Source organism: Thermoanaerobacterium calidifontis (assembly GCF_055381745.1).
The window spans coordinates 1,311,034-1,331,827 of record NZ_AP042436.1; the positions used below are offsets into that span (position 1 = coordinate 1,311,034).

General features: G+C 32.4%; 18 protein-coding genes. 1 reads left to right on the forward strand and 17 read right to left on the reverse strand.

Annotated features, from left to right (window positions below):
* The first annotated feature begins 25 nt into the window (after nt 1-25).
* Nucleotides 26-649, forward strand: a complete 624-nt coding sequence (lexA, locus tag ACZ42G_RS06745) for a transcriptional repressor LexA (RefSeq protein ID WP_274892771.1) — start codon at nt 26-28, stop codon at nt 647-649.
* A gap of 24 nt (nt 650-673) precedes the next feature.
* Here the strand turns inward: lexA and ACZ42G_RS06750 are convergent, their stop codons facing one another.
* From ACZ42G_RS06750 to ACZ42G_RS06830, 17 genes are all read right to left on the reverse strand, one after another.
* Nucleotides 674-1,960 (reverse strand): methionine gamma-lyase family protein, encoded by a 1,287-nt coding sequence (locus ACZ42G_RS06750; protein WP_274892772.1) that lies wholly within the window; start codon nt 1,958-1,960, stop codon nt 674-676.
* A 4-nt stretch (nt 1,961-1,964) separates the two neighbouring features.
* Nucleotides 1,965-2,855 carry a stage V sporulation protein K gene (gene spoVK / locus ACZ42G_RS06755; protein WP_085111924.1) on the reverse strand — a complete coding sequence of 297 codons (891 nt, stop codon included), beginning with the start codon at nt 2,853-2,855 and terminating at the stop codon, nt 1,965-1,967.
* 74 nt (nt 2,856-2,929) lie between these two features.
* Complete coding sequence (gene asnS / locus ACZ42G_RS06760) at nt 2,930-4,225, reverse strand: asparagine--tRNA ligase (protein WP_464852049.1); 1,296 nt, start codon at nt 4,223-4,225, stop codon at nt 2,930-2,932.
* A 40-nt stretch (nt 4,226-4,265) separates the two neighbouring features.
* Complete coding sequence (purB, locus tag ACZ42G_RS06765; protein WP_274892773.1) at nt 4,266-5,690, reverse strand: adenylosuccinate lyase; 1,425 nt, start codon at nt 5,688-5,690, stop codon at nt 4,266-4,268.
* A 15-nt stretch (nt 5,691-5,705) separates the two neighbouring features.
* Nucleotides 5,706-6,893 (reverse strand): pyridoxal phosphate-dependent aminotransferase, encoded by a 1,188-nt coding sequence (locus ACZ42G_RS06770; RefSeq protein ID WP_274892774.1) that lies wholly within the window; start codon nt 6,891-6,893, stop codon nt 5,706-5,708.
* A gap of 56 nt (nt 6,894-6,949) precedes the next feature.
* Nucleotides 6,950-7,765, reverse strand: coding sequence for a PHP domain-containing protein (locus ACZ42G_RS06775; protein ID WP_274892775.1), 816 nt, complete (start codon nt 7,763-7,765; stop codon nt 6,950-6,952).
* 50 nt (nt 7,766-7,815) lie between these two features.
* Nucleotides 7,816-8,076, reverse strand: coding sequence for a stage V sporulation protein S (locus ACZ42G_RS06780; RefSeq protein WP_013297863.1), 261 nt, complete (start codon nt 8,074-8,076; stop codon nt 7,816-7,818).
* A gap of 77 nt (nt 8,077-8,153) precedes the next feature.
* A complete protein-coding gene (locus ACZ42G_RS06785; RefSeq protein WP_085111929.1) occupies nt 8,154-8,933 on the reverse strand; it encodes a TIGR00282 family metallophosphoesterase in 780 nt (259 codons plus the stop codon).
* A gap of 95 nt (nt 8,934-9,028) precedes the next feature.
* Nucleotides 9,029-10,555, reverse strand: coding sequence for a ribonuclease Y (rny, locus tag ACZ42G_RS06790; RefSeq protein WP_206199004.1), 1,527 nt, complete (start codon nt 10,553-10,555; stop codon nt 9,029-9,031).
* Between the two features lie 120 nt (nt 10,556-10,675).
* Nucleotides 10,676-13,237 carry an AAA family ATPase gene (locus ACZ42G_RS06795; protein ID WP_464852052.1) on the reverse strand — a complete coding sequence of 854 codons (2,562 nt, stop codon included), beginning with the start codon at nt 13,235-13,237 and terminating at the stop codon, nt 10,676-10,678.
* The gene (locus ACZ42G_RS06800; RefSeq protein WP_464852054.1) at nt 13,238-14,458 is read right to left on the reverse strand and encodes a metallophosphoesterase family protein; all 1,221 of its coding nucleotides are present in this window, start codon (nt 14,456-14,458) and stop codon (nt 13,238-13,240) included.
* Nucleotides 14,459-14,477: 19 nt separating this feature from the next.
* Entirely contained in the window at nt 14,478-16,076 is a 1,599-nt protein-coding gene (locus ACZ42G_RS06805) for an ATP-binding protein (protein ID WP_085111933.1), read from the reverse strand.
* The gene (locus tag ACZ42G_RS06810) at nt 16,073-16,648 is read right to left on the reverse strand and encodes an HAS-barrel domain-containing protein (RefSeq protein WP_085111934.1); all 576 of its coding nucleotides are present in this window, start codon (nt 16,646-16,648) and stop codon (nt 16,073-16,075) included. Before ACZ42G_RS06810 ends, ACZ42G_RS06805 begins: the two co-directional genes overlap by 4 nt.
* Nucleotides 16,645-17,811: a DNA double-strand break repair nuclease NurA gene (locus ACZ42G_RS06815; RefSeq protein ID WP_085111935.1), complete on the reverse strand. Its 1,167-nt coding sequence runs from the start codon at nt 17,809-17,811 to the stop codon at nt 16,645-16,647. The genes ACZ42G_RS06810 and ACZ42G_RS06815 overlap by 4 nt, the downstream gene beginning before the upstream one ends.
* Before the next feature lies 1 nt (nt 17,812).
* On the reverse strand, nt 17,813-18,412 hold the full coding sequence (locus ACZ42G_RS06820) for a RecX family transcriptional regulator (RefSeq protein WP_085111936.1): 600 nt from the start codon (nt 18,410-18,412) through the stop codon (nt 17,813-17,815).
* A gap of 40 nt (nt 18,413-18,452) precedes the next feature.
* Nucleotides 18,453-19,484 (reverse strand): recombinase RecA, encoded by a 1,032-nt coding sequence (gene recA / locus ACZ42G_RS06825; protein WP_085111937.1) that lies wholly within the window; start codon nt 19,482-19,484, stop codon nt 18,453-18,455.
* A 59-nt stretch (nt 19,485-19,543) separates the two neighbouring features.
* The gene (locus ACZ42G_RS06830) at nt 19,544-20,788 is read right to left on the reverse strand and encodes a competence/damage-inducible protein A (protein WP_464852057.1); all 1,245 of its coding nucleotides are present in this window, start codon (nt 20,786-20,788) and stop codon (nt 19,544-19,546) included.
* Nucleotides 20,789-20,794: the final 6 nt, after the last annotated feature.

Consider the following 20,794-nt stretch of genomic DNA (forward strand, 5'->3'; position numbering starts at 1 on the left):
AAGAAAAATTTGGAGGGGTCTAATCGTGAAAGATGTATCTAAAATAAGCATTAAGCAACAAGAGATAATTGATTTTATAAAGAGTGAAATTAAACGCAAAGGATATCCACCATCGGTTAGAGAAATTGGGAAAGCTGTGGGCTTGCGTTCTACATCAACAGTTCATGGACACTTGTCGCGCCTTGAGAAAAAAGGCTATATTAGAAGAGATCCAACAAAACCAAGAGCTATTGAGGTTTTAAGCAATGATGAAAAGTATATTAGCGACGTTGTAAAGTTGCCTGTCATTGGTAAGGTCACTGCTGGAACTCCTATATTAGCTGTTCAAAATATTGAAGAGTATTATTCTGTACCGAGAGATCTTATTACAGGTTATGAAAGTGAAAGTTTTATTTTAAAAGTTCGCGGGGAAAGCATGATAAATGCGGGTATATTAGACGGTGATTACATCATAATTAGAAAGCAGTCATACGCAGACAACGGTGACATTGTAGTAGCTTTAATGGAAGATGAAGCAACTGTGAAAAGATTTTATAAGGAAAGCAATCATATAAGGTTGCAACCTGAAAATCCTTCAATGAACCCTATAATTGTAGATGATGTGATGATTTTAGGAAAAGTAGTTGGTGTAATAAGAAAGCTCAAATGATGATTCGTTTGAGCTTTCTTAAATTTAGATTTTGATGAATCCTTTCTCTATCATATTGCTTATTGCAATCATAAGGCTAAGCTTTACTTGATAATATGATAAACCACCCTGTACATAAGCTGTATATGGTTTCCTAATAGGAGCATCAGCACTTAATTCAATAGATGAACCTTGAATAAATCCCCCTGCAGCCATAATAACTTGATCGTCATATCCTGGCATATCCCATGGTTCAGGAACCACATGTGAATCAACAGGAGAACCTTTCTGGATGCTTTGAATGAAAGTAATTAATTCTTCTTTTGTTTTAAATCTAATTGCTTGTACAATATCTGTTCTCAAATCATTGAATCTTGGCAAAACTTCATATCCCAGCGTTTCCATTATTTTAGCTAAAATTATAGCTCCTTTCAATGCATTGCCAACAATCAAAGGTGAAAAAAATAATCCTTCTAATGTTAAACGATTTGTATTCAGTGTAGGGCCAACCTTCTTCCCTATCCCAGGTGCAAATAATCTGTATGCTGCTTTTTCAACAAGCTCTTTCTTTCCTGCAACATAACCACCTGTAGGAGATATACCACCTCCAGGATTTTTTATCAAAGAGCCTGCAATCAGATCTGCTCCAACGTCTGTAGGTTCTAAATCTTCTGTAAATTCGCCATAACAATTGTCTACAAATACAATTATATCTTTATTTTTGTCTTTCAACTTTTTAATAACAAATTCAATATCATCAATAGAAAGCGAATACCTAAAGTCATATCCTTTTGATCTCTGTATCATAACCATTTTAGTTTTACTTGAAACTTGATCTATAAGTCTTTCTACATCAACTTTGCCATTTTTCAAAAGAGGAACTTCTTTATATATAATTCCTAAATCTGTAAGAGAACCATTGTTGCTATTGCTTCCCTTCCCTATTATATCAGTAAGAGTATCATACGGTGTTCCACAAGCCGATATTAGCTCATCATTTGGTCTTAATACACCATAAAGGCATAAAGATATGGCATGTGTTCCAGAAACTATTTGAGGCCTTACTAAGGCGTCTTGTGTGTTAAATATGTCAGAATATATTTTTTCTATTGTATCTCTTCCTATGTCGCCATAACCATATCCTGTTGTTCCATTAAAATGTATATCGCTCAAATGATTCTTTTGCATTGCGTACAATACTTTGTATTGATTTTTTTCTACGATCTTATCAATTTTTTTAAACTCCTCTTCAACATCATTTTCTGCCTTTTCAAGCAAAAAAATAACATCTTTAGAGATGTTAAATTTTTCTTCAAGTATGTTTTCCGACATATTCTCAATCCTCTCTAATATCAATAGAATCAATTATCATCAAATCGTCTTTTGTTATTGTTTTTTTATTTATTACTCTTACAGCTTGTTTTCTTATAGCTCTTTCAATTATGTTTCTAACCAATCTCGCATTGCCTATTTCTCTTGTAGTATTGTCATTAATTAAAACTTTCATTATTTTTCTTTTTGCGCTATCTGTTAGTACGTATTGCCTATTCTTTGTCATTAATTCTGCAATCCGTAACAATTCATCTATAGTGTAGTCAGGAAAATCAATTTGTATAGGGAATCTAGATCTTAAACCTGGGTTTGTGTTTAGAAAATATTCCATTTCATCTCTATAACCTGCCAAAATCAAGACAAATTGATCTTTGTAATCTTCCATTGCTTTGACTAAAGTATCAATCGCCTCTTTACCAAAGTCCTTTTCTCCACCCCTTGCCAAGGAATAAGCTTCATCTACAAATAATATTCCGCCTAATGCTTTTTTTACATTTTCTTGTACTCTATGAGCCGTATGTCCTATGTATTCGCCAACTAAGTCGGCTCTTTCCACTTCTACCACATGTCCTTTGTTAAGGACTCCAATGCCCTTTAAAAGCTTACCCAATATTCTTGCAACGGTTGTCTTTCCAGTACCAGGATTCCCCTTAAACACCATATGTAAAACTATTGGATCTGTCACTAATCCTGCATTTTTCCTCTTAATTTGAACTTGCTCTAAAGCATATAACTCGTTTATTATTTGTTTTACTTTGTTAAGGCCAATTAAAGAGTTTAATTCTTTTAATGCTTCTATCTCGAGGTTTTTATCTTTTTCTATATTTTTATTGTCATCAGATTTTGATTTTTTTTCAATCTTATAATTTTCAAAGTTTACAGACCATATACTCATGACAATCACATCCCAATACATTTTTCGCTAATACTATTTTATGATATTGGGATGTGAAATGTTCATACTGTTTATTATGGGCGAATTCTGGACAGTGTTCTTGGAAATGGTATGCATTCTCTCACATGTTCTGTATTAGTTATCCATGCGACTGTTCTCTCTATACCAAGTCCAAAGCCGGAATGTGGTACAGTGCCATATTTTCTTAAATCAAGATACCAATCGTACATATCAATAGGCAAATTTTCCTCTTTCAGCCTTTTTACTAACAAATCATAATCGTGAATACGCTGACTGCCTCCAATAATCTCCCCATAGCCTTCAGGTGCAAGCAAATCTGCACATAGCACTACTTCAGGTCTATCTTCTTTCGGCTGCATGTAAAAGGCTTTGCATTTGGCAGGGTATTCAGTTATGAAGACAGGTTTATCAAATTGATTTGACAAGAATGTCTCATCTGGCGAGCCCAAATCATTCCCCCATTGAATCTCATATCCATTTTTATTCAAAAGCTCAATTGCTTCATCGTATGTCAATCGAGGAAAAGGAGTTTTGATTTTTTCCAGCTTACTTAGATCTCTTCCAAGTTCTTTTAATTCCCTTGAACAGTTTTCTAATACAGATTGAACTATGTATTCTACCAACTTTTCTTGAACTTCCATATTGCCGTAATGATCGACAAAAGCCATTTCAGGCTCAACCATCCAAAACTCATTTAAGTGTCTTCTCGTTTTTGATTTTTCAGCTCTAAATGTTGGACCAAAGCTGTACACCTTACCAAATGCCATGGCAGCAGCTTCTTGATACAACTGACCAGTTTGTGAAAGATAAGCATTTTCACCAAAATAATCTATTTGAAAAAGGTCTGAAGTTCCTTCACAAGTAGATGGTGTTATGATTGGGGAGTCAATTCTTACAAAATCATTATTATTTAAAAACTCTTGTATTGCCTTTATAACTTCATGGCGAATAGACAAAATTGCCTGCTGTCTCGGTGTTCTGATCCAAAGGTGTCTATTGTCTAATAAAAAATCTACTCCATGTTCTTTTAATGAAATAGGATAATCATTAAAAGCCATCTGTATTAAATCTACATTTTTAACTGTAAGTTCGAAACCGAAAGGAGATCTTTCATCTTTTCTCACAATGCCAGAAACTGATATAGAAGATTCCTGTGTTAATTTGTCGCAAAGTTCAAAGACATTTTCGTCTACTTCATTTTTTACAACTATGCCCTGAACAAATCCAGATCCATCTCGTATTATTAAAAATTTAATTTTCCCGCTGGATCTTTTATTGTATAGCCATCCATTAATTGTAACTTCTTCCCCCACATGATCTTTCATTTCTTTTATTTTTATCAGATTCATATTTACGCCTCCTATCACGTAAATTATAACATAATTATTTTTATACTTCTATACTGACTTCTACGTCTTCAATGCGATTTGCATTAAGCAACGGTTTAACCACATTCTCTATGTATTCTACCGTCTGATTTATAGCTCTTCCAGTAAATTTGATAGGATTTATAATATCATCAATCTCTGTGTCTGACAAAATTATTCTTTCATCTTTTTTTAACATATCTAATAGCTGATTTTCTCCACCGTTTTTAATAATTTCCTGGGCCTTTAGCGAATTTTCACGTATGACTTCATGCAATTCTTGTCTATCTCCGCCTTTTACAACACATTCCATTAAAATTGCTTCAGTAGCCATAAATGGCAGTTCATTCATGACATGCTTGTTAATTATTTTGGTATTCACCTGTAATCCAGATGCGACATTTAAATATAAATTTAAAATAGCATCAGTTGCGAGAAACATCTCTGGTATTATAATTCTTCTATTGGCAGAATCATCAAGTGTTCTTTCAAACCATTGTGAAGATGATGTAATTGATGAATTAAGCAGTGCCGTAATAACGTACCTGGAAAGTGATGCTATCCTTTCGCATCTCATTGGATTTCTTTTATATGCCATTGCTGATGAGCCTACTTGTTTTTCTTCAAATGGTTCTTCTATTTCCTTTAAATGCTGCAACAATCTTATATCATTGCTGAATTTGTGTGCACTTTGAGCTATTTCACTTAAAACAGAAAGAAGCAAAAAGTCATACTTCCTTGTGTAAGTTTGGCCAGTTACGTCAAACGATTTGTCAAAGCCCATCTTTTCTACTACAAGCCTATCAAGCAGTTTTACTTTTTCTTCGTCACCATTAAACAGCTCCATGAAACTTGCCTGTGTTCCTGTTGTTCCTTTTACGCCTCTTAGTTTTATATTTTTAAGCCTATATTCAAGATCTTCGTAATCAAATATCAAATCTTGAATCCACAGAGTAGCTCTTTTCCCGACAGTTGTCAACTGAGCTGGTTGAAAGTGAGTAAAACCCAATGTAGGTACATCTTTATATTTTAATGCAAAATCTGAAAGTATCTCAATTAGCTTAAGCAATTTTTTTCTGATTATCTGGAATCCTTTATACATAAGTATAATATCTGTATTATCATCCACAAAAGCAGATGTTGCTCCTAAGTGTATAATCGGCTTTGCCTTTGGACACTGCAGGCCATATGCTCTAATATGTGCCATGACATCGTGCCGAAGTTCTTTTTCCAATCTCTTAGCATCTTCGTAATTTATATCTTCAACATGTTTCTCCATCTCTTCTATTTGTTCATCGGTAATATTAAGCCCTAATTCTTTTTCGCTTTTTGCTAAAGCGATCCATAGCTTTCTCCAAGTTTTAAATTTTTCATCATCTGAGAATATTTGAGACATTTCTTTGCTTGCATAACGTGTTATCAATGGATTTTCATATAGATTTGACATAATTACCTCCGATTTCTAAAAATTTGTTAATAAGTTTTCTATTCTATTAAAGCCTTCTTCAATATTATTCATCGATGTTGCATACGAAACTCTAATATAATTATCATTGCCAAATGGAAGACATGGTATTACAGCAACTTTAGCTTTTTCTAAAAGAAAATTAGCAAAATCAATGGAACCATTTATTTTTCTTCCATCTATTTCAGTCCCAATAAAATTACTGATGTTGATAATTATATAAAATGCGCCATCTGGTGCGATAGCTTTTAAACCATCTATTTTATTTATTCTTTGAAGCATGTAATCCCGTCTTCTCTTAAATTCAACAACCATAGCTTTGATCGTATCATCGCCTTGATTCAGTGCTACAACACTGGCATATTGAGCTATTGTATTAGGATTTGATGTAGTATGACTTTGAATATTGTTAATTAATTTAGCAATCTCGGGATTTGATGCAGAATATCCAATCCTCCATCCTGTCATTGAATAAGCTTTTGACATGCCATTTATTATAATTGTCAAATTTTTTATTCCTTCATTAAAAGAAGCAATGCTGACATGTTTCCCATTGTAAATTAACTTTTCATAAATTTCATCAGAAATCACATAAATGTTATGTTTTACAGCTAAAGATGCTATATTTTTCAATTCATCTTCATTATAAACTGCCCCAGTAGGATTATTTGGGCTATTTATAATAATTGCTTTTGTCTTATCGCTTATTGCTTCTTCTAATTGCGTTGCAGTAATTTTAAAATTATTGCTTTCTGCAGTATCAATAAAAACTGGAACACCGCCAGCTAACTTAACCATTTCAGGATAGCTAAGCCAATAAGGAGAAGGAATTATGACTTCGTCACCTTGATTTAATATGGCACATAATGTATTAAAGATTGCCTGTTTAGCACCATTTGAAACTACTATTTGAGAAACATCATAAGATAAATTATTGTCTCTTTTTAACTTTTGTACTATTGCTTCTTTTAGCTCCAAAATACCTGAAGTAGGTGTATATTTTGTGTAACCTTCTCTTATAGCACTAATTGCTGCTTCTTTTATATAATCAGGTGTATCAAAATCAGGTTCTCCTGCTCCAAAACCAATCACATTTATTCCTGATTTTCTCATTCTATTTGCTTTGGCGGTAATATCTAATGTCAGTGAAGGACTAATGCTAAGAGCCTTGTCCGATAATCTCATATTTCCACCTCCTACAGTATATCTATTATTTTAACTTATTTTTGATATTATTTCTACTATTTAATACTTTCTTTAAGTTTTACTACATATTCGTAATCAAGCTTTACTGTGCCCAACAGATATTTTCCATCTACATCAATTCCATGAAAATCTGAACCGCCGGTTATCAACAAATTATTTTCTATGGCAAAATTTTTAAAAAACGCTGTATCATCCTTGCTGTGTTTCGAATGATATACTTCGATGCCTTTTAAACCATTTTCGATAAGATGACTTATAATTTTTTTATCTTTAAGAAGACCTGGATGCGCCAATACAGGTATGCCACCAATATCTTTTATCATTTTAATTGATTCAAATGGATGAAGCCTATATCTCTCAACGTAAGCTGGTTGTCCTTCACCAATATATCTGTCGAAAACTTCTTTTACGCTTTTTGAATAACCTGCCTCAACTATAGCTCTTGCAATATGAGGTCGTCCTATGTAAGATTCTTTAGCGTATTTTAGTACATCATCATAATTTATGTTAACGCCAATTCCATTAAGCTTTTGAATCATAAGTTTTGCGCGAGAGATTCTGGAATCTCTAATCTCTGCCAATCTTCCTAAAAAGTCTTTATTATTATGATTGATAAAATATCCAAGTATGTGTACATCTTGTTTTCCATCATATGAGTTAAGCTCGATCCCAGGTATTATTTCTACGTCGAAAATTTTTGAGGCATATATTGCTTCATCAATGCCTTCCAATGTATCATGATCTGTAATGGCAATAATACTTAAACCGGCTTTTTTTGCCAAGTATACTACTTCTTTTGGTTTATGTGTTCCATCTGATTTAGTAGTGTGTATATGCAAGTCAGCAAACATTTATTTCCACTCCTAATGTTAAACTAAAAACAACCTGTTTTGCAGGTTGTTTATCTTGGTTCTACGATCAACTTAATGGCTGTTCGTTCCTCTCCATCGATTTCAATGTCTGTAAAGGCTGGTATGCAAATCAAATCGATACCACCAGGTGCAACAAAACCTCTTGCTATAGCTACTGCTTTTATTGCTTGATTTAATGCACCTGCTCCAATTGCTTGTACCTCTGCCCCACCGCGTTCTCTGAGTACACCAGCTAGTGCACCTGCTACTGAATTTGGATTAGACTTTGCTGAGACCTTTAAAACCTCCATCGTATATCCCCCTTTTAATATATCGAATACATTATCTATATTCTACAAAAAAATTAAAAATCCTTCTAAATTAAAACTTATATATAATTTTTGTTTATTCTGTAAATATCAATACATTTTCCTGTAGATTCGTCTATTTTTATTACCAATCCATTTATTTGAGCTGGGCCTTTTGCAATATCAAATTTAACAGGCAAAGAAGATGTAAATTTTTTTATTATCTTATCTTTGTCCATTCCCAAAACAGAATCATACGGGCCTGTCATTCCCACATCAGTTATATATCCGGTGCCACCTGGCAATATTTTTTCATCTGCCGTTTGAACATGTGTATGTGTTCCATACACACATGATACTTTCCCATCTAAGTAATAACCTAAAGCTATTTTTTCTGATGTAGCTTCAGCATGGAAGTCGACAATTATTATATTTGTATGTTCTTTTAACATTTTTATTTCTTCATCAGCAACAAAAAAAGGATTGTTATTACACGGCATAAACACTGTACCTTGTAAATTGATAATTCCAATTTTTACATTGTTTATGTTAAGCAGAGAAGAACCTCTTCCAGGGGTGTTAGGAAGATAATTTGCAGGTCTTACAATTCTTCTTTCTTCATCGATAAAATTAAAAATTTCTTTTTGATCCCAAACGTGGTTACCCATAGTTAAAGCCGATATTCCCATTTCAAAAAGTTCATCGGCAACTTTTCGTGTTATGCCATTTCCACCCGCAGCATTTTCAGCATTTGCAATGACTAAATTAATATCATTTTCTTCAATTAATTGTCGCAATTTATCTTTTAGTATATTTCTTCCGATTCTTCCAACAATATCACCTATTATAAGCGTATTCATATAAACCTCCGTTCATTTACAACATAATATTATTATACTACTATAATCGATAATTATAAATCGAAAAGCGTGCATATGCACGCTTTATTTCAAATTTATTTAGCATAATCAACTGCAACAGTTTCTCTAACTACTATAACCTTAATTTGACCAGGATATTCCAATTCTTCCTCGATTTTTTTAGTAATTTCTCTTGCTAACATGATCGTAGTTTCATCGTTTATGATTTCTGGTTTTACCATTATTCTTATTTCTCTGCCAGCCTGTATAGCATACGATTTTTCAACACCATCAAATGAATTAGCAATTTCCTCTAATTTATTTAATCTTTTTAAATACGCTTCAAGTGTCTCGCGTCTTGCACCAGGTCTTGCTGCAGATATGGCGTCTGCTGACTGAACTAAAACTGCTTCAACTGTCTGAGGCTCAACATCATTGTGATGTGCCATTATAGCATGAATGACTTCATTTGATTCATGATATCTCTTTGCAAGATCTGCCCCTATCATTACATGTGGACCTTCAACTTCATGGTCTACTGCCTTTCCTATATCATGCAATAATCCGGCCCTTTTGGCTATATTTGCATCAGCACCAAGTTCGTACGCCATAAGCCCCGCTAAATGAGCAACTTCTATGGAATGTTTCAAAACATTCTGCCCGTAACTTGTCCTAAACTTTAATCTTCCAAGTAATTTTATCAATTCAGGGTGAATTCCGTGAACGCCAACTTCAAAAGTTGCTTCTTCTCCAGCTTTAATAATGACATTATCGACTTCTTTTCTAGCTTTCTCCACCATTTCTTCAATTCTGGCTGGATGTATTCTTCCATCTTCAATTAATTTTTCTAAAGCTATACGGGCGATTTCACGCCGTATTGGATCGAATCCTGATATAACTACTGCTTCTGGTGTATCATCAATTATCAAATCAATACCTGTCAATGTCTCTAAGGTTCTAATATTCCTGCCTTCACGACCTATGATTCTTCCTTTCATTTCATCGTTAGGCAATGCTACTACCGAAACAGTTGTTTCGGCTGCATGATCAACAGCACATCGTTGAATTGAAGTAACAACTATTTCCCTCGCTTTGCTTTCTGCTTCTTCTTTTGCTTTAGCTTCAATTTCCTTTATCATCAAAGCAGCTTCATGTGATATTTCGTTTTTAACATCGTTTAATAATATATTTCTGGCTTCTTCTCTGGTTAATTCGGATATTCTTTCTAATTCTTCAACTTCTTTTTGATGCATTATTTTAATTTCTTCTTCCAAATCGCTTATTTCTTTTTGTTTCCTTTCAATCATTGCATCCTTTTGTTCTAATGTTTCAGCTCTTCTGTCAAGAGACTCTTCTTTTTGGATTAAACGCCTTTCCATTCTTTGAAGTTCGCCTCTACGATCCCTGACTTCCTTTTCGAGATCAGTTCGTTGTCTATGAATTTCTTCTTTTGCTTCCAAAAGCAACTCTCTTTTTTTATTTTCACCGTCTTTTTTTGCATTTTCCAAAATAGTTTTAGCTAATTCTTCAGCGCTTTTTATTTTGGATTCTGCAATAAATTTTCGTATGAAATATCCTGCAAAAAGACCAATTGCTATGGCGATTAATGCAATTACTGCTATAAATAGTGGACTAATATTGTTAATATGCCTACACCTCCTTTGTTGATACTCATTTTATATTTTATTCCTATTTCAAAATTATGTCAAGTTAGCATCCTTGCTATATTACTGACTTAGTGCTTAAGGATATACTATATGTGACCCATTTTCATCTTTTGTGATTTCTATTGAGTATGGAAAGCTTTCTTTAAGTTCATCAATATGCGTTATTACTAAGACTAATTCAAATTCATCTTTTATCATATTCAATACGTCAATAATATTTTGACGCCCAAGTACATCTTGAGATCCAAAGCCTTCGTCTATTATTAAGGTTTGTAAATTAACACCTGCTCTTCTTGATAGAAACTTCGATAAAGCAATTCTCAACGCAAAATTGATCCTAAAGGCTTCTCCACCGCTAAAAAGTTCGTATTTTCTTTTTCCCAATTCATCTGAAATTTCTATATCAAGTGTTTCTTGTACAGAGCCATTTTTGTTAATTTTTTGAGTGACTAGACTTACATACATCCTTCCATCTGATAATTTAGACAAAAAATTGTTGGCAGTATCTTCAAATTCCGGCAATGCATTTTCTATAATTAATGCTTGTATACCTTTTTTGCTAAAACTTTTCTCCAATATTTCGTAATAATGTATTTCAGATAGATAAACATCTTTCTCTTTATTTAAATCGACAATTTTCTTCTCTAAAATTTCTAGCCTATTCAGTTGGTCAACAATAGATGTTAAATTGGCGTTTAGTTCTAGATATTCATTGTTTATAATATCTATTTTTTGCCTTAATTTTTTTATGTCATCTATCAAATTATCATAACCGGCAAACTGTGACTTAAAAAACTCCAACATTTCTTTGTCTTTGTTTAAATACTCTGAATAAACTTCTATCGTCTTTTTATAACTTTGATATGTATCCTGATAATCAGATAAGCTTTGCTTTGAAATGCAAAGTCTTTCATATTTTTTTTCAAAGTCTCTATATAATTCATATTTATTCTTTATATTTTCATAAAGCTCAATTGAAAAGTTTAAATTTTTTAATTTAGTTTCAACATCTGACAATCTATCTTTCTCAGCAGAAGCAAAAGATTCATTAGCCAAACAATTATTAACATCGCTCATTTTTTCCTTTAATTCATTTAGTAGATTTAATAAGCTTTCTTTTTCAGCAATAGTATTTTTAAGTGAATCAATGTTAGCTATTAACTTTTCCCGTTTATTTTGAAGCATCAACAGATTATCACGCTCTTTTTTTAAAAATCTTATATTGTTTTGCTCTTTTAAAATTTCATCATTTATTGCATATATCTTATTTGCTATATCTTTTATTTCTTTTTTGATATCATTCAGCAAACTACTTTTTTTATTTTCATCAAGTGGCGAACTACACAATGGACATTTCGCATCAGTTTGCAATATTAGTTTGTAGTTTTCTTTAAGTTCTTCCGTCTTTTTATTAAAATTGTCCAGTTGAACTTTATATTCAGCTATTTTTTGATTAGATTTTTGAATTTCTTCATCGTTTAATTTTATTTTTTCTTGTAAATTACCAATTTCCTGTAAGCCTTTTTCCAATTCAAGTAATTTTGAAACATTATTTTCTATTTCATTGTACCTTAGTAAAGTATCATTGTATTTAAATTGCAAATTCTTTAGTTCCAACTGAGTTTCTTTTCTCAATATATTTATGGTAGTTTCAATTTGGATTTTTTCTCTTTCAAGCTGATTAAAATTAGTATATTTTTTTTCAAGTTCTTTTAGCTGTTCTTTTACAAATTTAAATGTATTGTATCCTTCAATGATTGCACTTTCATCCTTCAAAAGATTATTTACTTCGTTTATTTTATTTTTCATATCCTCCATCATAATTTTGTATTCTGAGATTACTTTTTCGTTAAACTTTATTCTCTCGTTATATTCATTGTATTTTATTATGTTATCATCCATGTGACGCTTTTTTTCATCTAATTCGTTTAAATCAATGCTTAACCTGTCAATTTCACATTTTTTTTCACTGCATTTTTTTAAAAGTTCATCTCTTTTGTTAACTAACTCATTTTTATCTTTTACTTCATTCATATACAGTTTCAATTGTTCATCTATAATATTTACCTTTTTCTCATATTCATTGCGCTTTATTTTGGCTTTTTCCTGTAATCTATCGTATATATCTAAGCCCAGGACCTCAGAAAATATCTCCTTTCTTTTTGTCGAATCAGCCTCAGAAAAAAAGCCATACTTGTTTTGTGGCATGAAAGATGAAGCGACAAAAGTATCATAATCTAACATGATAGTGCTTTCAATTTTGTCCCTTGTATCTTCTAACCTTTCTTGAGTCAATGATTTTAATGTTCCATCATCACCTATTATATGAAACTCAAGGATAGAACTTGAATTTCTTTTTTTCTTTCTTAGAATTCGATATTTAGTATTATTTATTTTGAATATGAATTCTACTTCCATCTCATCAGCACCAATTCTTATGAGATCATCACTGCCTCTGCCAGCACCGTCTAAACCTCTAGCTCTTCCCCAAATACACCATGTTATAGCATCCCAAAGTGATGATTTGCCATTCCCATTTTTACCTGTAATTGCAGCAATATGAAACCTTGTAAAATCCATTACTTCGTTTTCAGAATATGACATAAAATTCTTTAACGTAAGCCTTATTGGAACCATTTATTTGTTCACCTCTTCTATTAATTCTTTGTATAAGAGGGAAGCTCTTTTTAGAAGTTCATCTTTATCTACATCTAAATCAACAGACAAAAAATATTTCGATAGAGCATCAATTGGATTAAGCTGTTCATTTATTTCAGGATTTCTTAAAGCACCTTTATCAGCATCAAATTCTTTTTTTATGCCAACAAAATAATAAGAATTTTCATTAAAATATTTGCTTATTTCTCTGTACCTGATGTGTTTATCGATATCCTTTGTGATTTTTAAGTTTAGTCTGACAATTGACTCTTTTAAATCGTATTTTTTAGCTGCTTTTAATATTTCTTCAGTAGGAGAAGAATCATCTTTTATTTCGATATTGATAGTTTTAAACTGCCTGGAATTCGTAGTGATAAATTTATGTGTAACATTTTGTCCATCGATAATCACATGGCAGAATCCTTTTTCGTCTCTTTCTTCCCCAAAATCTATTTTCTCTATGCTGCCACTGTATACGGCAAGTGGCATATCCCATACTATTTGATATTTATGTATGTGCCCTAATGCAATGTATTTGTATTGCGGTCTAGCAATTACGCTTATTGGTACAACAACCTCATCTCCAATCATGATGCTTTTTTCACTGCTGGTGATAGCTCCTGTTACGGATACATGAGCTGATAAAATTGAGGGTATAGAAGGATCAAGTTTTGCCGTAAGAATATCAATAATAGTATTTATTTTTTCAATCATTTTTTTGTTTATCTCATTTATACTTAAATTTTTGCTTTCTTCAAGTTTCAAAAGAAAACTTTTAGGAAAATACGGAAGACACGCAACTTGCAATGGACCGTTTTTAGTTTTAATAAGAAAAATATCAGGTCTGTTGGCTACATATACGTTCTTTACATCTAAAATTTTATATATATCAAAAGCCCTTGCTTTCGAATCAGAATTTGGTTGGTCATGATTTCCGTTGTTTATGACAACAGGAATATGTTGTGAAAGACGCTTTATTCTTTTTGCCAGTTCTCTTTGCTGAGTAGGATTAGGTTCTCTTGATTTGTACATATCACCTGAAATAACTGCTATGTCACAATTCTCTATAGAATAATCTACAAACCGATCAAACGCATTTAGAAAATCTTCTAATCTAGTATTTAATCCTGTTTTTTTATTTATAACACCGTAATTCTCTATTCCAATATGAATATCTGCTGTATGTGCAATATTTATCATTTGTTTCACCTTCTTCTAATCAGTCTGGAAATAGCTCATCGATTTTTTCTTTTTCCATCAATTCTAAAAATGGCTTATCTATAAAATCCGAATCGTCATAAGTCGAAATATCTTTATAAAATTCTTGATCGTAGTTTCTCGTTTTAATCACAACAGGCATAGGTACAGCATGTCCCAATATTAAAGCCTGTTGCTTTTGGTCAAGACTTGCTAATACATTTCTCAATTTCGATGCATTATTTACACCAGATAAAAACGAATTAATGTCGTTATCATCCTCTAATCGACAAGTAATCTTTGTCCCAATTTGAGACATGACCTCTGAATCAATTTGGGATGTCCTCTGGTCTACAATCAATAAAGTCACATTGTATTTCCTCATTTCCCTTGCTATTTCTCCCATAGTAGTCTCTTTAGAAATTGAAGGATCTAAAAATCTGTGAGCTTCTTCTATTGTGATGATTAAAGGTATGGGACCTTTTCCATTATTAGCTATAGCTTCCTCGGATTTTTTTACATACATATCATGTATATGTCTTGTTATGATATTCGCCACAAGCATATAACCTAATGTTGACACATTTCCAAATTCAACAACGACATTTATACCATTTTGCAAATAATCCATTATTTGTTTTATACAATCGTTAGGGACAACCTCCATCAAAAAAGGAAGCTTCGTAAATCTCTCCAACTTTCTTCTTAAAGCTTGAAGAGAGCTGGCATTAGCACCTATATCTAATGCATATTCATCAATTTCTGAAGCATCTATATTAAGGAAATTATACAGCCAATTGTTACCTTCCCTCTTCATTATTTGATAAATACTTTCAATTGCTGTAGTATTTAGATTCAACATGGAATTAAGCAACAAAATATCATCCGGAGTTATCTGATTATAGGCAATGTTTAAAACGCCATCAATAGGTACCTGTCTCCTCAAAGAAGATTCTCTATCTAAAGTAAATATTGCAACTTTACTTCCGAATAATTGCTTTAGCCCTTTTACATACCCGCTATTTTCGCTTTTGGCACCATAACCATATTCATTATGAGCATCAAAAATAAGACTAACTGCTAAATTTGATTTTACTAAACCAGACAACAATAACCGCGTCAAATACGTTTTTCCAGTTCCAGCTCGGCCAAAAATACCTGTGCTTCTTTCTACTAACCTTTTTAAATTAATACAAATTGGTATATTCATTTCAGGCGGTGTACCGATGTAAAAATTTTCTTCTGATGGTTCTCCAAAAACAGCATATATATCTTCTTTATCTGCATCTAATGCATAAGAACCATAAGAAGGTATCGATTTTACTGTTAAAGGATTTTTGCTTTCATCTATTTGTATCATAGGCGACAATGTTACAACACCGTATACTCCTGTACCTTCTATTATTTTTTCGTCTATTTCGCTGTCAAAATCTGTTCCACTGATCATTATTTGAGGATTAACAGCCTCATACTTTATATCAGTTACCATGCATAAATATTTGTTTTTCTTGCCGGTTACTACTATAAAATTGCCAACCTTAACATCTTCTATAATGCTGTCACCTATAAGTTTAACATCTAAACCAGATGAAATAGATCCTCTAAAAATTTTTCCTTTCATATATTACACATCCTTTTTATGGTCACATACCTGTCAAAATCATTCTTTAACAATCTTATCAACTCTTTGCCAACTTCAATCAAATATGTTTTTTCATCAGAATCGTGAGAATATAAATTCCTTATGGCTGCTGCTATTAATTCATCTTCAATCCCTGTTTTGCTATTTAATATATACTTTATGTAATTGAGATTTTCCCTTATACATTTTAAATCACTTTCATCGCAGGGATATGTAAAAGCATGTATTTTAGCTGGTTTAGGTGGAATTAATCCAATATACCTGTCTTTTTTATATCCAATTATTTGCACTTCAAAATACGTGTGCATTAATTCAAAAATTTGTGGTTGCTGCATTTTCAACTCTTCTTCAGACAATCCAAAAGCTACTGGTTTTCTACTTTGGTCATCGCTCATTGTAGAGACATTATATACAATTCCATATATAGTTATATCGTTTGATGTTGTTTTTACAAAACTTCCAAAGTCAGGACCATCATTTAATTTTATCGATTGACACAAAAATTTCTGCGTACTGGTTTCTATGACTTCACCTATATGATTCTGATTCATAGAATACTACTCCTTTTCCTTTGCGATTTATACGATCGAGATACTTTCAAGCCGCTTCTTACATATAAGTTCGAAAGAATATTATAGAATTGTTCCCTATCTGCGCCAGTAACAACAGCTTGTTCATGTGCTTCTGACAATGATATTGGATACCCATTTCCTTTTTTGGCTTGATCATAACATATAAAATGAACTAAATCTAAATTTTTTCTATCAGTTGCAACCCAGTATGGAATCTCTATTCGTGCAATTTCATTTCCTGTATTTAAATAAAAAAATACAATTTTGTGCTGACCATAGTTTTCTAAAATATGGGATGTGCTTAGGAACAACGGAGATCTTTCTCCTTCATTAAGTATTTTCAAAAAAAGATCAGCATCGTTTAACTTGCTTATAGTGCTACAAGGCAATTCTTTATCATTTTTCAAATATGGACAATTACTACAATTTACTGGATCTTGTGGACACAGCGATATACGCAACATATTTATAAAATCATTGCTTTTTGGAGAACTTATATAACCGACAATAGGTGTATCAGATTTTTGTGCATAATCAAAAGTCGCAAGAACACTATCGATTATATTCTGTTCATCAGGTTCCCCCTGTACCATCCATTCTATCAGTGTCCCATCAACAAATGCCATCTTATTTTTGCTCTTCATTTTAGAGATACATTCGGAAATTTTTTTATACTCCATTACTGTTCTCTTAAATGTTATATCCTTAGGAGTAACTAAAGCTTTAACACCTGCATATTCCTTAAATAAATCTTCTTCCTTAAAATACAGATACGGTTCAGATTTTAATTCTGCACCTGAATCTTCGCCATAGGTAAATATTACATAACCAATATTTATTAAATAGCACAATCTGATTTCATGTCTATCAGGCATAATTTGTGAGCCATCCACTGCAAGTACACTGTAGTCTTTTATAATATCGCTGACAAGATTTGTGCTATTTAAACTTTCAAGAGGAATTGCAGTTAACCAAGATGTTTTGCTGGATTTTATCTTTTTTATAAGTTCATCCTCAACACCTTTAGCTTTATCAAATTCATTGATTGCATTCTTTAAATCATTTGATATATTATTAAGCATATTTTTTTCGCTGCTTATTAATGCATTAAGCAAAGGAATCAACTTAGAACTATTTAACAATCTAATAAACCTCCTCATCTGAGAGGACTTTATTTATGTCTTCGATTTTAAATCCCTTTCTGTATAGATAATTTTTGATTTTTAACTTATCATTTGTGGAAATACTTTTTTTTCTAATTAATTTTTGAATTACTTCTACTTCATTATCATATAGTTCAAAAAGTTTAAGCTCAACTAAAGAAGGTTCTACTCCCTTTCTTATAAGTTCATTGTAAATCCTATACTTGCTAAAAAGGCGATCTTTCTTTTCTTTTACGTATACCTCTGCGTAATATTCATCATCCAAATAATGCAAATCTATAAGCTTATTTACGACATCACTAATTACAGAATCGCTATATCCTTTTAAGCGAAGTTTCTCACATAGCTCTTTTTTTGTTTTCATAGCATAAGATAAAATTCTAATAGCATCGTTATATGCATTTTTAAACGTCAAGTAGTTTACATAATAATTATATTGTTCATTATCAATTTCAACGCCGCTCTCTAAATTAAACATTTCTTTTTCTTCATAAGAAACTGAAAAAGCGTATTTATCATCTATATAAACGTTGAATCGCATATTATCTTTTTTTTGTTTTTCTATATTTGTTATCTTCATTCAATCACCTTTTATAGAAAAATAACCCTCTACAGGGTTACTAATCTTGTTCAACTTCATCATCGATGACAGATTTTTTTGTTGTCACCAAAAGGTTGAAATTTTCTCTGATTTTGTTTTCTATCTCATCAGCAATTGCTTTGTTTTCCTTCAAATATTGTTTTGCATTTTCTCTGCCTTGTCCAAGCCTTATGTCACCATATGAATACCATGCACCACTTTTATCAATTATATCGATACTTGAAGCCAAATCTAAAATGCTTCCTTCTCTCGATATGCCTTCTCCATACATAATGTCGAATTCTGCTTGTTTAAATGGTGGCGCAACCTTATTTTTTACGACCTTTACCCGAGTTCTGTTTCCTACAATATCATTACCTTGTTTTATGCCATCCACTTTTCTTACATCTAGACGAATCGTAGAATAAAATTTTAATGCCCTTCCACCAGGTGTTGTTTCGGGATTTCCAAACATTACGCCAACTTTTTCTCTCAACTGATTTATAAATACAGCTACAGATTTTGTTTTGCTTATGACACCAGATAACTTTCTTAAAGCTTGCGACATAAGCCTTGCTTGAAGTCCAACATGTGCATCGCCCATGTCTCCATCTATCTCTGCTTTCGGTACGAGAGCAGCTACAGAGTCAATAACAATCACATCTACAGCGCCACTTCGAACTAAAGCTTCGACAATTTCAAGAGCCTGTTCACCAGTGTCCGGTTGAGAAACCAGCAAATTATCTATATTGACACCTACATTTTTAGCATACACAGGATCTAAAGCGTGTTCAGCATCTATAAAAGCACCTGTGCCTCCCAATTTCTGAGCCTCAGCTAATATATGTAATGCAATTGTCGTCTTGCCTGAAGACTCTGGACCAAATATTTCTATTATTCTTCCCCTTGGAACTCCCCCAACTCCTAAAGCTATGTCTAAATCTATAGAGCCAGTAGAAATCACATCGATATTAAGCTTGCTATTATCGCCAAGTCTCATTATGGAGCCTTTCCCAAACTGTCTTTCAATTTGGCTTATGGCCATATCTAGGGCTTTTTGCTTTTCTATCATAATTTCTCCTCCCGCCAAAATTCGGCAATATTCATAATTCAATTATATATTAGTAACATTCAATAGTCAATTTTTAGACCGCTTAAATGTCTTCTAAGCATATCTAAAGCATTCATGGCAGAATTTAATCTTATTTTGTCTCTATTTCCATTTGAAATTATTTTTTTTATGTATACCGCATCTTTATATGCTAAACCTATATAGACTAAGCCAACAGGTTTATTTGGCGTACCACCGCTGGGACCGGCTATACCTGTAATAGATAAACCGTAATCTGTTTTTGCAATATCTTTCACATTGACAGCCATTTCCCTCGCAGTCTCTTCACTAACTGCTCCATATTTTTCTATGGTGTTTTTAGATACACCTAAAATCTCTTCTTTTGACTCATTACTGTACGTTATAGCTCCAAATTTAAATATTTCAGACGCACCTGGTATATCAGTGATTTTTTTAGATAACAATCCACCCGTACATGATTCAGCAGTAGAAAGTGTGAGATTTTTTGTCTTTAATAAGTTTAAAACTACAGATTCCAATGTATCGTCATCTACTCCAAAAATGTATTCATCTAAAAGATCTCTTATACTTTTTTCATACTCATCAATCATTTCTTTCGCTTTTTGGGGATCATCTGATTTGGCAGTTATTCTCAATGTGACAAATCCATTCCCAATAAGTGGAGCAACAGTAGGATTTTGTGATACAAGTAATTTGTTTGCCATCTCATCAACTTGTGATTCACCTATGCCAAATATCTTTATAACTTTAGAAACAATTATCTTGTTGCTTAACAATTTTAGATATGGATATACATGGTTTTTAAACATAGGTATTAATTCTGACGGAGGACCAGGCAGCACAACAACAACCTTATTATTTTTTTCAATAATACACCCAGGAGCTGTACCATTGTCATTTGGTAAAATTTTAGCCCCTTCTGGGAATAAAGCTTGTTTGTAATTGTTTTGAGTTAAATTTCTTTTTGACTTTTTAAAATATGATTGGATTTTGAGCTTTGTGTCAATATCTTCAACAAGTTTTAAGGCGAAAAATTCAGCAACAGTTTCTTTTGTTAAATCGTCAATTGTCGGTCCTAAACCACCTGTTAAAATTATCAAATCAGAACGTTCTGAAGCAATTTTAAGGCACTCTAAAAGTCTACTTTTATTGTCACCTACATTTGTTTGAAAATAAACATCTATTCCAAGTGTAGTCAGCATCTCAGATATAAATTTTGAATTTGTGTTAGCAATTTGCCCTAAAAGAAGCTCTGTGCCAACAGATATTATCTCACATTTCATAAAATG

Coding starts and splice junctions, on each gene's coding strand:
- ACZ42G_RS06750 (WP_274892772.1), bottom strand. CDS start 1,960: ATGTCGGAAAACATACTTGAAGAAAAATTTAACATCTCTAAAGATGTT.
- spoVK (WP_085111924.1), bottom strand. CDS start 2,855: ATGAGTATATGGTCTGTAAACTTTGAAAATTATAAGATTGAAAAAAAA.
- asnS (WP_464852049.1), bottom strand. CDS start 4,225: ATGAATCTGATAAAAATAAAAGAAATGAAAGATCATGTGGGGGAAGAA.
- purB (WP_274892773.1), bottom strand. CDS start 5,690: ATGTCAAATCTATATGAAAATCCATTGATAACACGTTATGCAAGCAAA.
- ACZ42G_RS06770 (WP_274892774.1), bottom strand. CDS start 6,893: ATGAGATTATCGGACAAGGCTCTTAGCATTAGTCCTTCACTGACATTA.
- ACZ42G_RS06775 (WP_274892775.1), bottom strand. CDS start 7,765: ATGTTTGCTGACTTGCATATACACACTACTAAATCAGATGGAACACAT.
- ACZ42G_RS06780 (WP_013297863.1), bottom strand. CDS start 8,076: ATGGAGGTTTTAAAGGTCTCAGCAAAGTCTAATCCAAATTCAGTAGCA.
- ACZ42G_RS06785 (WP_085111929.1), bottom strand. CDS start 8,933: ATGAATACGCTTATAATAGGTGATATTGTTGGAAGAATCGGAAGAAAT.
- ACZ42G_RS06795 (WP_464852052.1), bottom strand. CDS start 13,237: ATGGTTCCAATAAGGCTTACGTTAAAGAATTTTATGTCATATTCTGAA.
- ACZ42G_RS06800 (WP_464852054.1), bottom strand. CDS start 14,458: ATGATAAATATTGCACATACAGCAGATATTCATATTGGAATAGAGAAT.
- ACZ42G_RS06805 (WP_085111933.1), bottom strand. CDS start 16,076: ATGAAAGGAAAAATTTTTAGAGGATCTATTTCATCTGGTTTAGATGTT.
- ACZ42G_RS06810 (WP_085111934.1), bottom strand. CDS start 16,648: ATGAATCAGAATCATATAGGTGAAGTCATAGAAACCAGTACGCAGAAA.
- ACZ42G_RS06820 (WP_085111936.1), bottom strand. CDS start 18,412: ATGAAGATAACAAATATAGAAAAACAAAAAAAAGATAATATGCGATTC.
- recA (WP_085111937.1), bottom strand. CDS start 19,484: ATGATAGAAAAGCAAAAAGCCCTAGATATGGCCATAAGCCAAATTGAA.
- ACZ42G_RS06830 (WP_464852057.1), bottom strand. CDS start 20,788: ATGAAATGTGAGATAATATCTGTTGGCACAGAGCTTCTTTTAGGGCAA.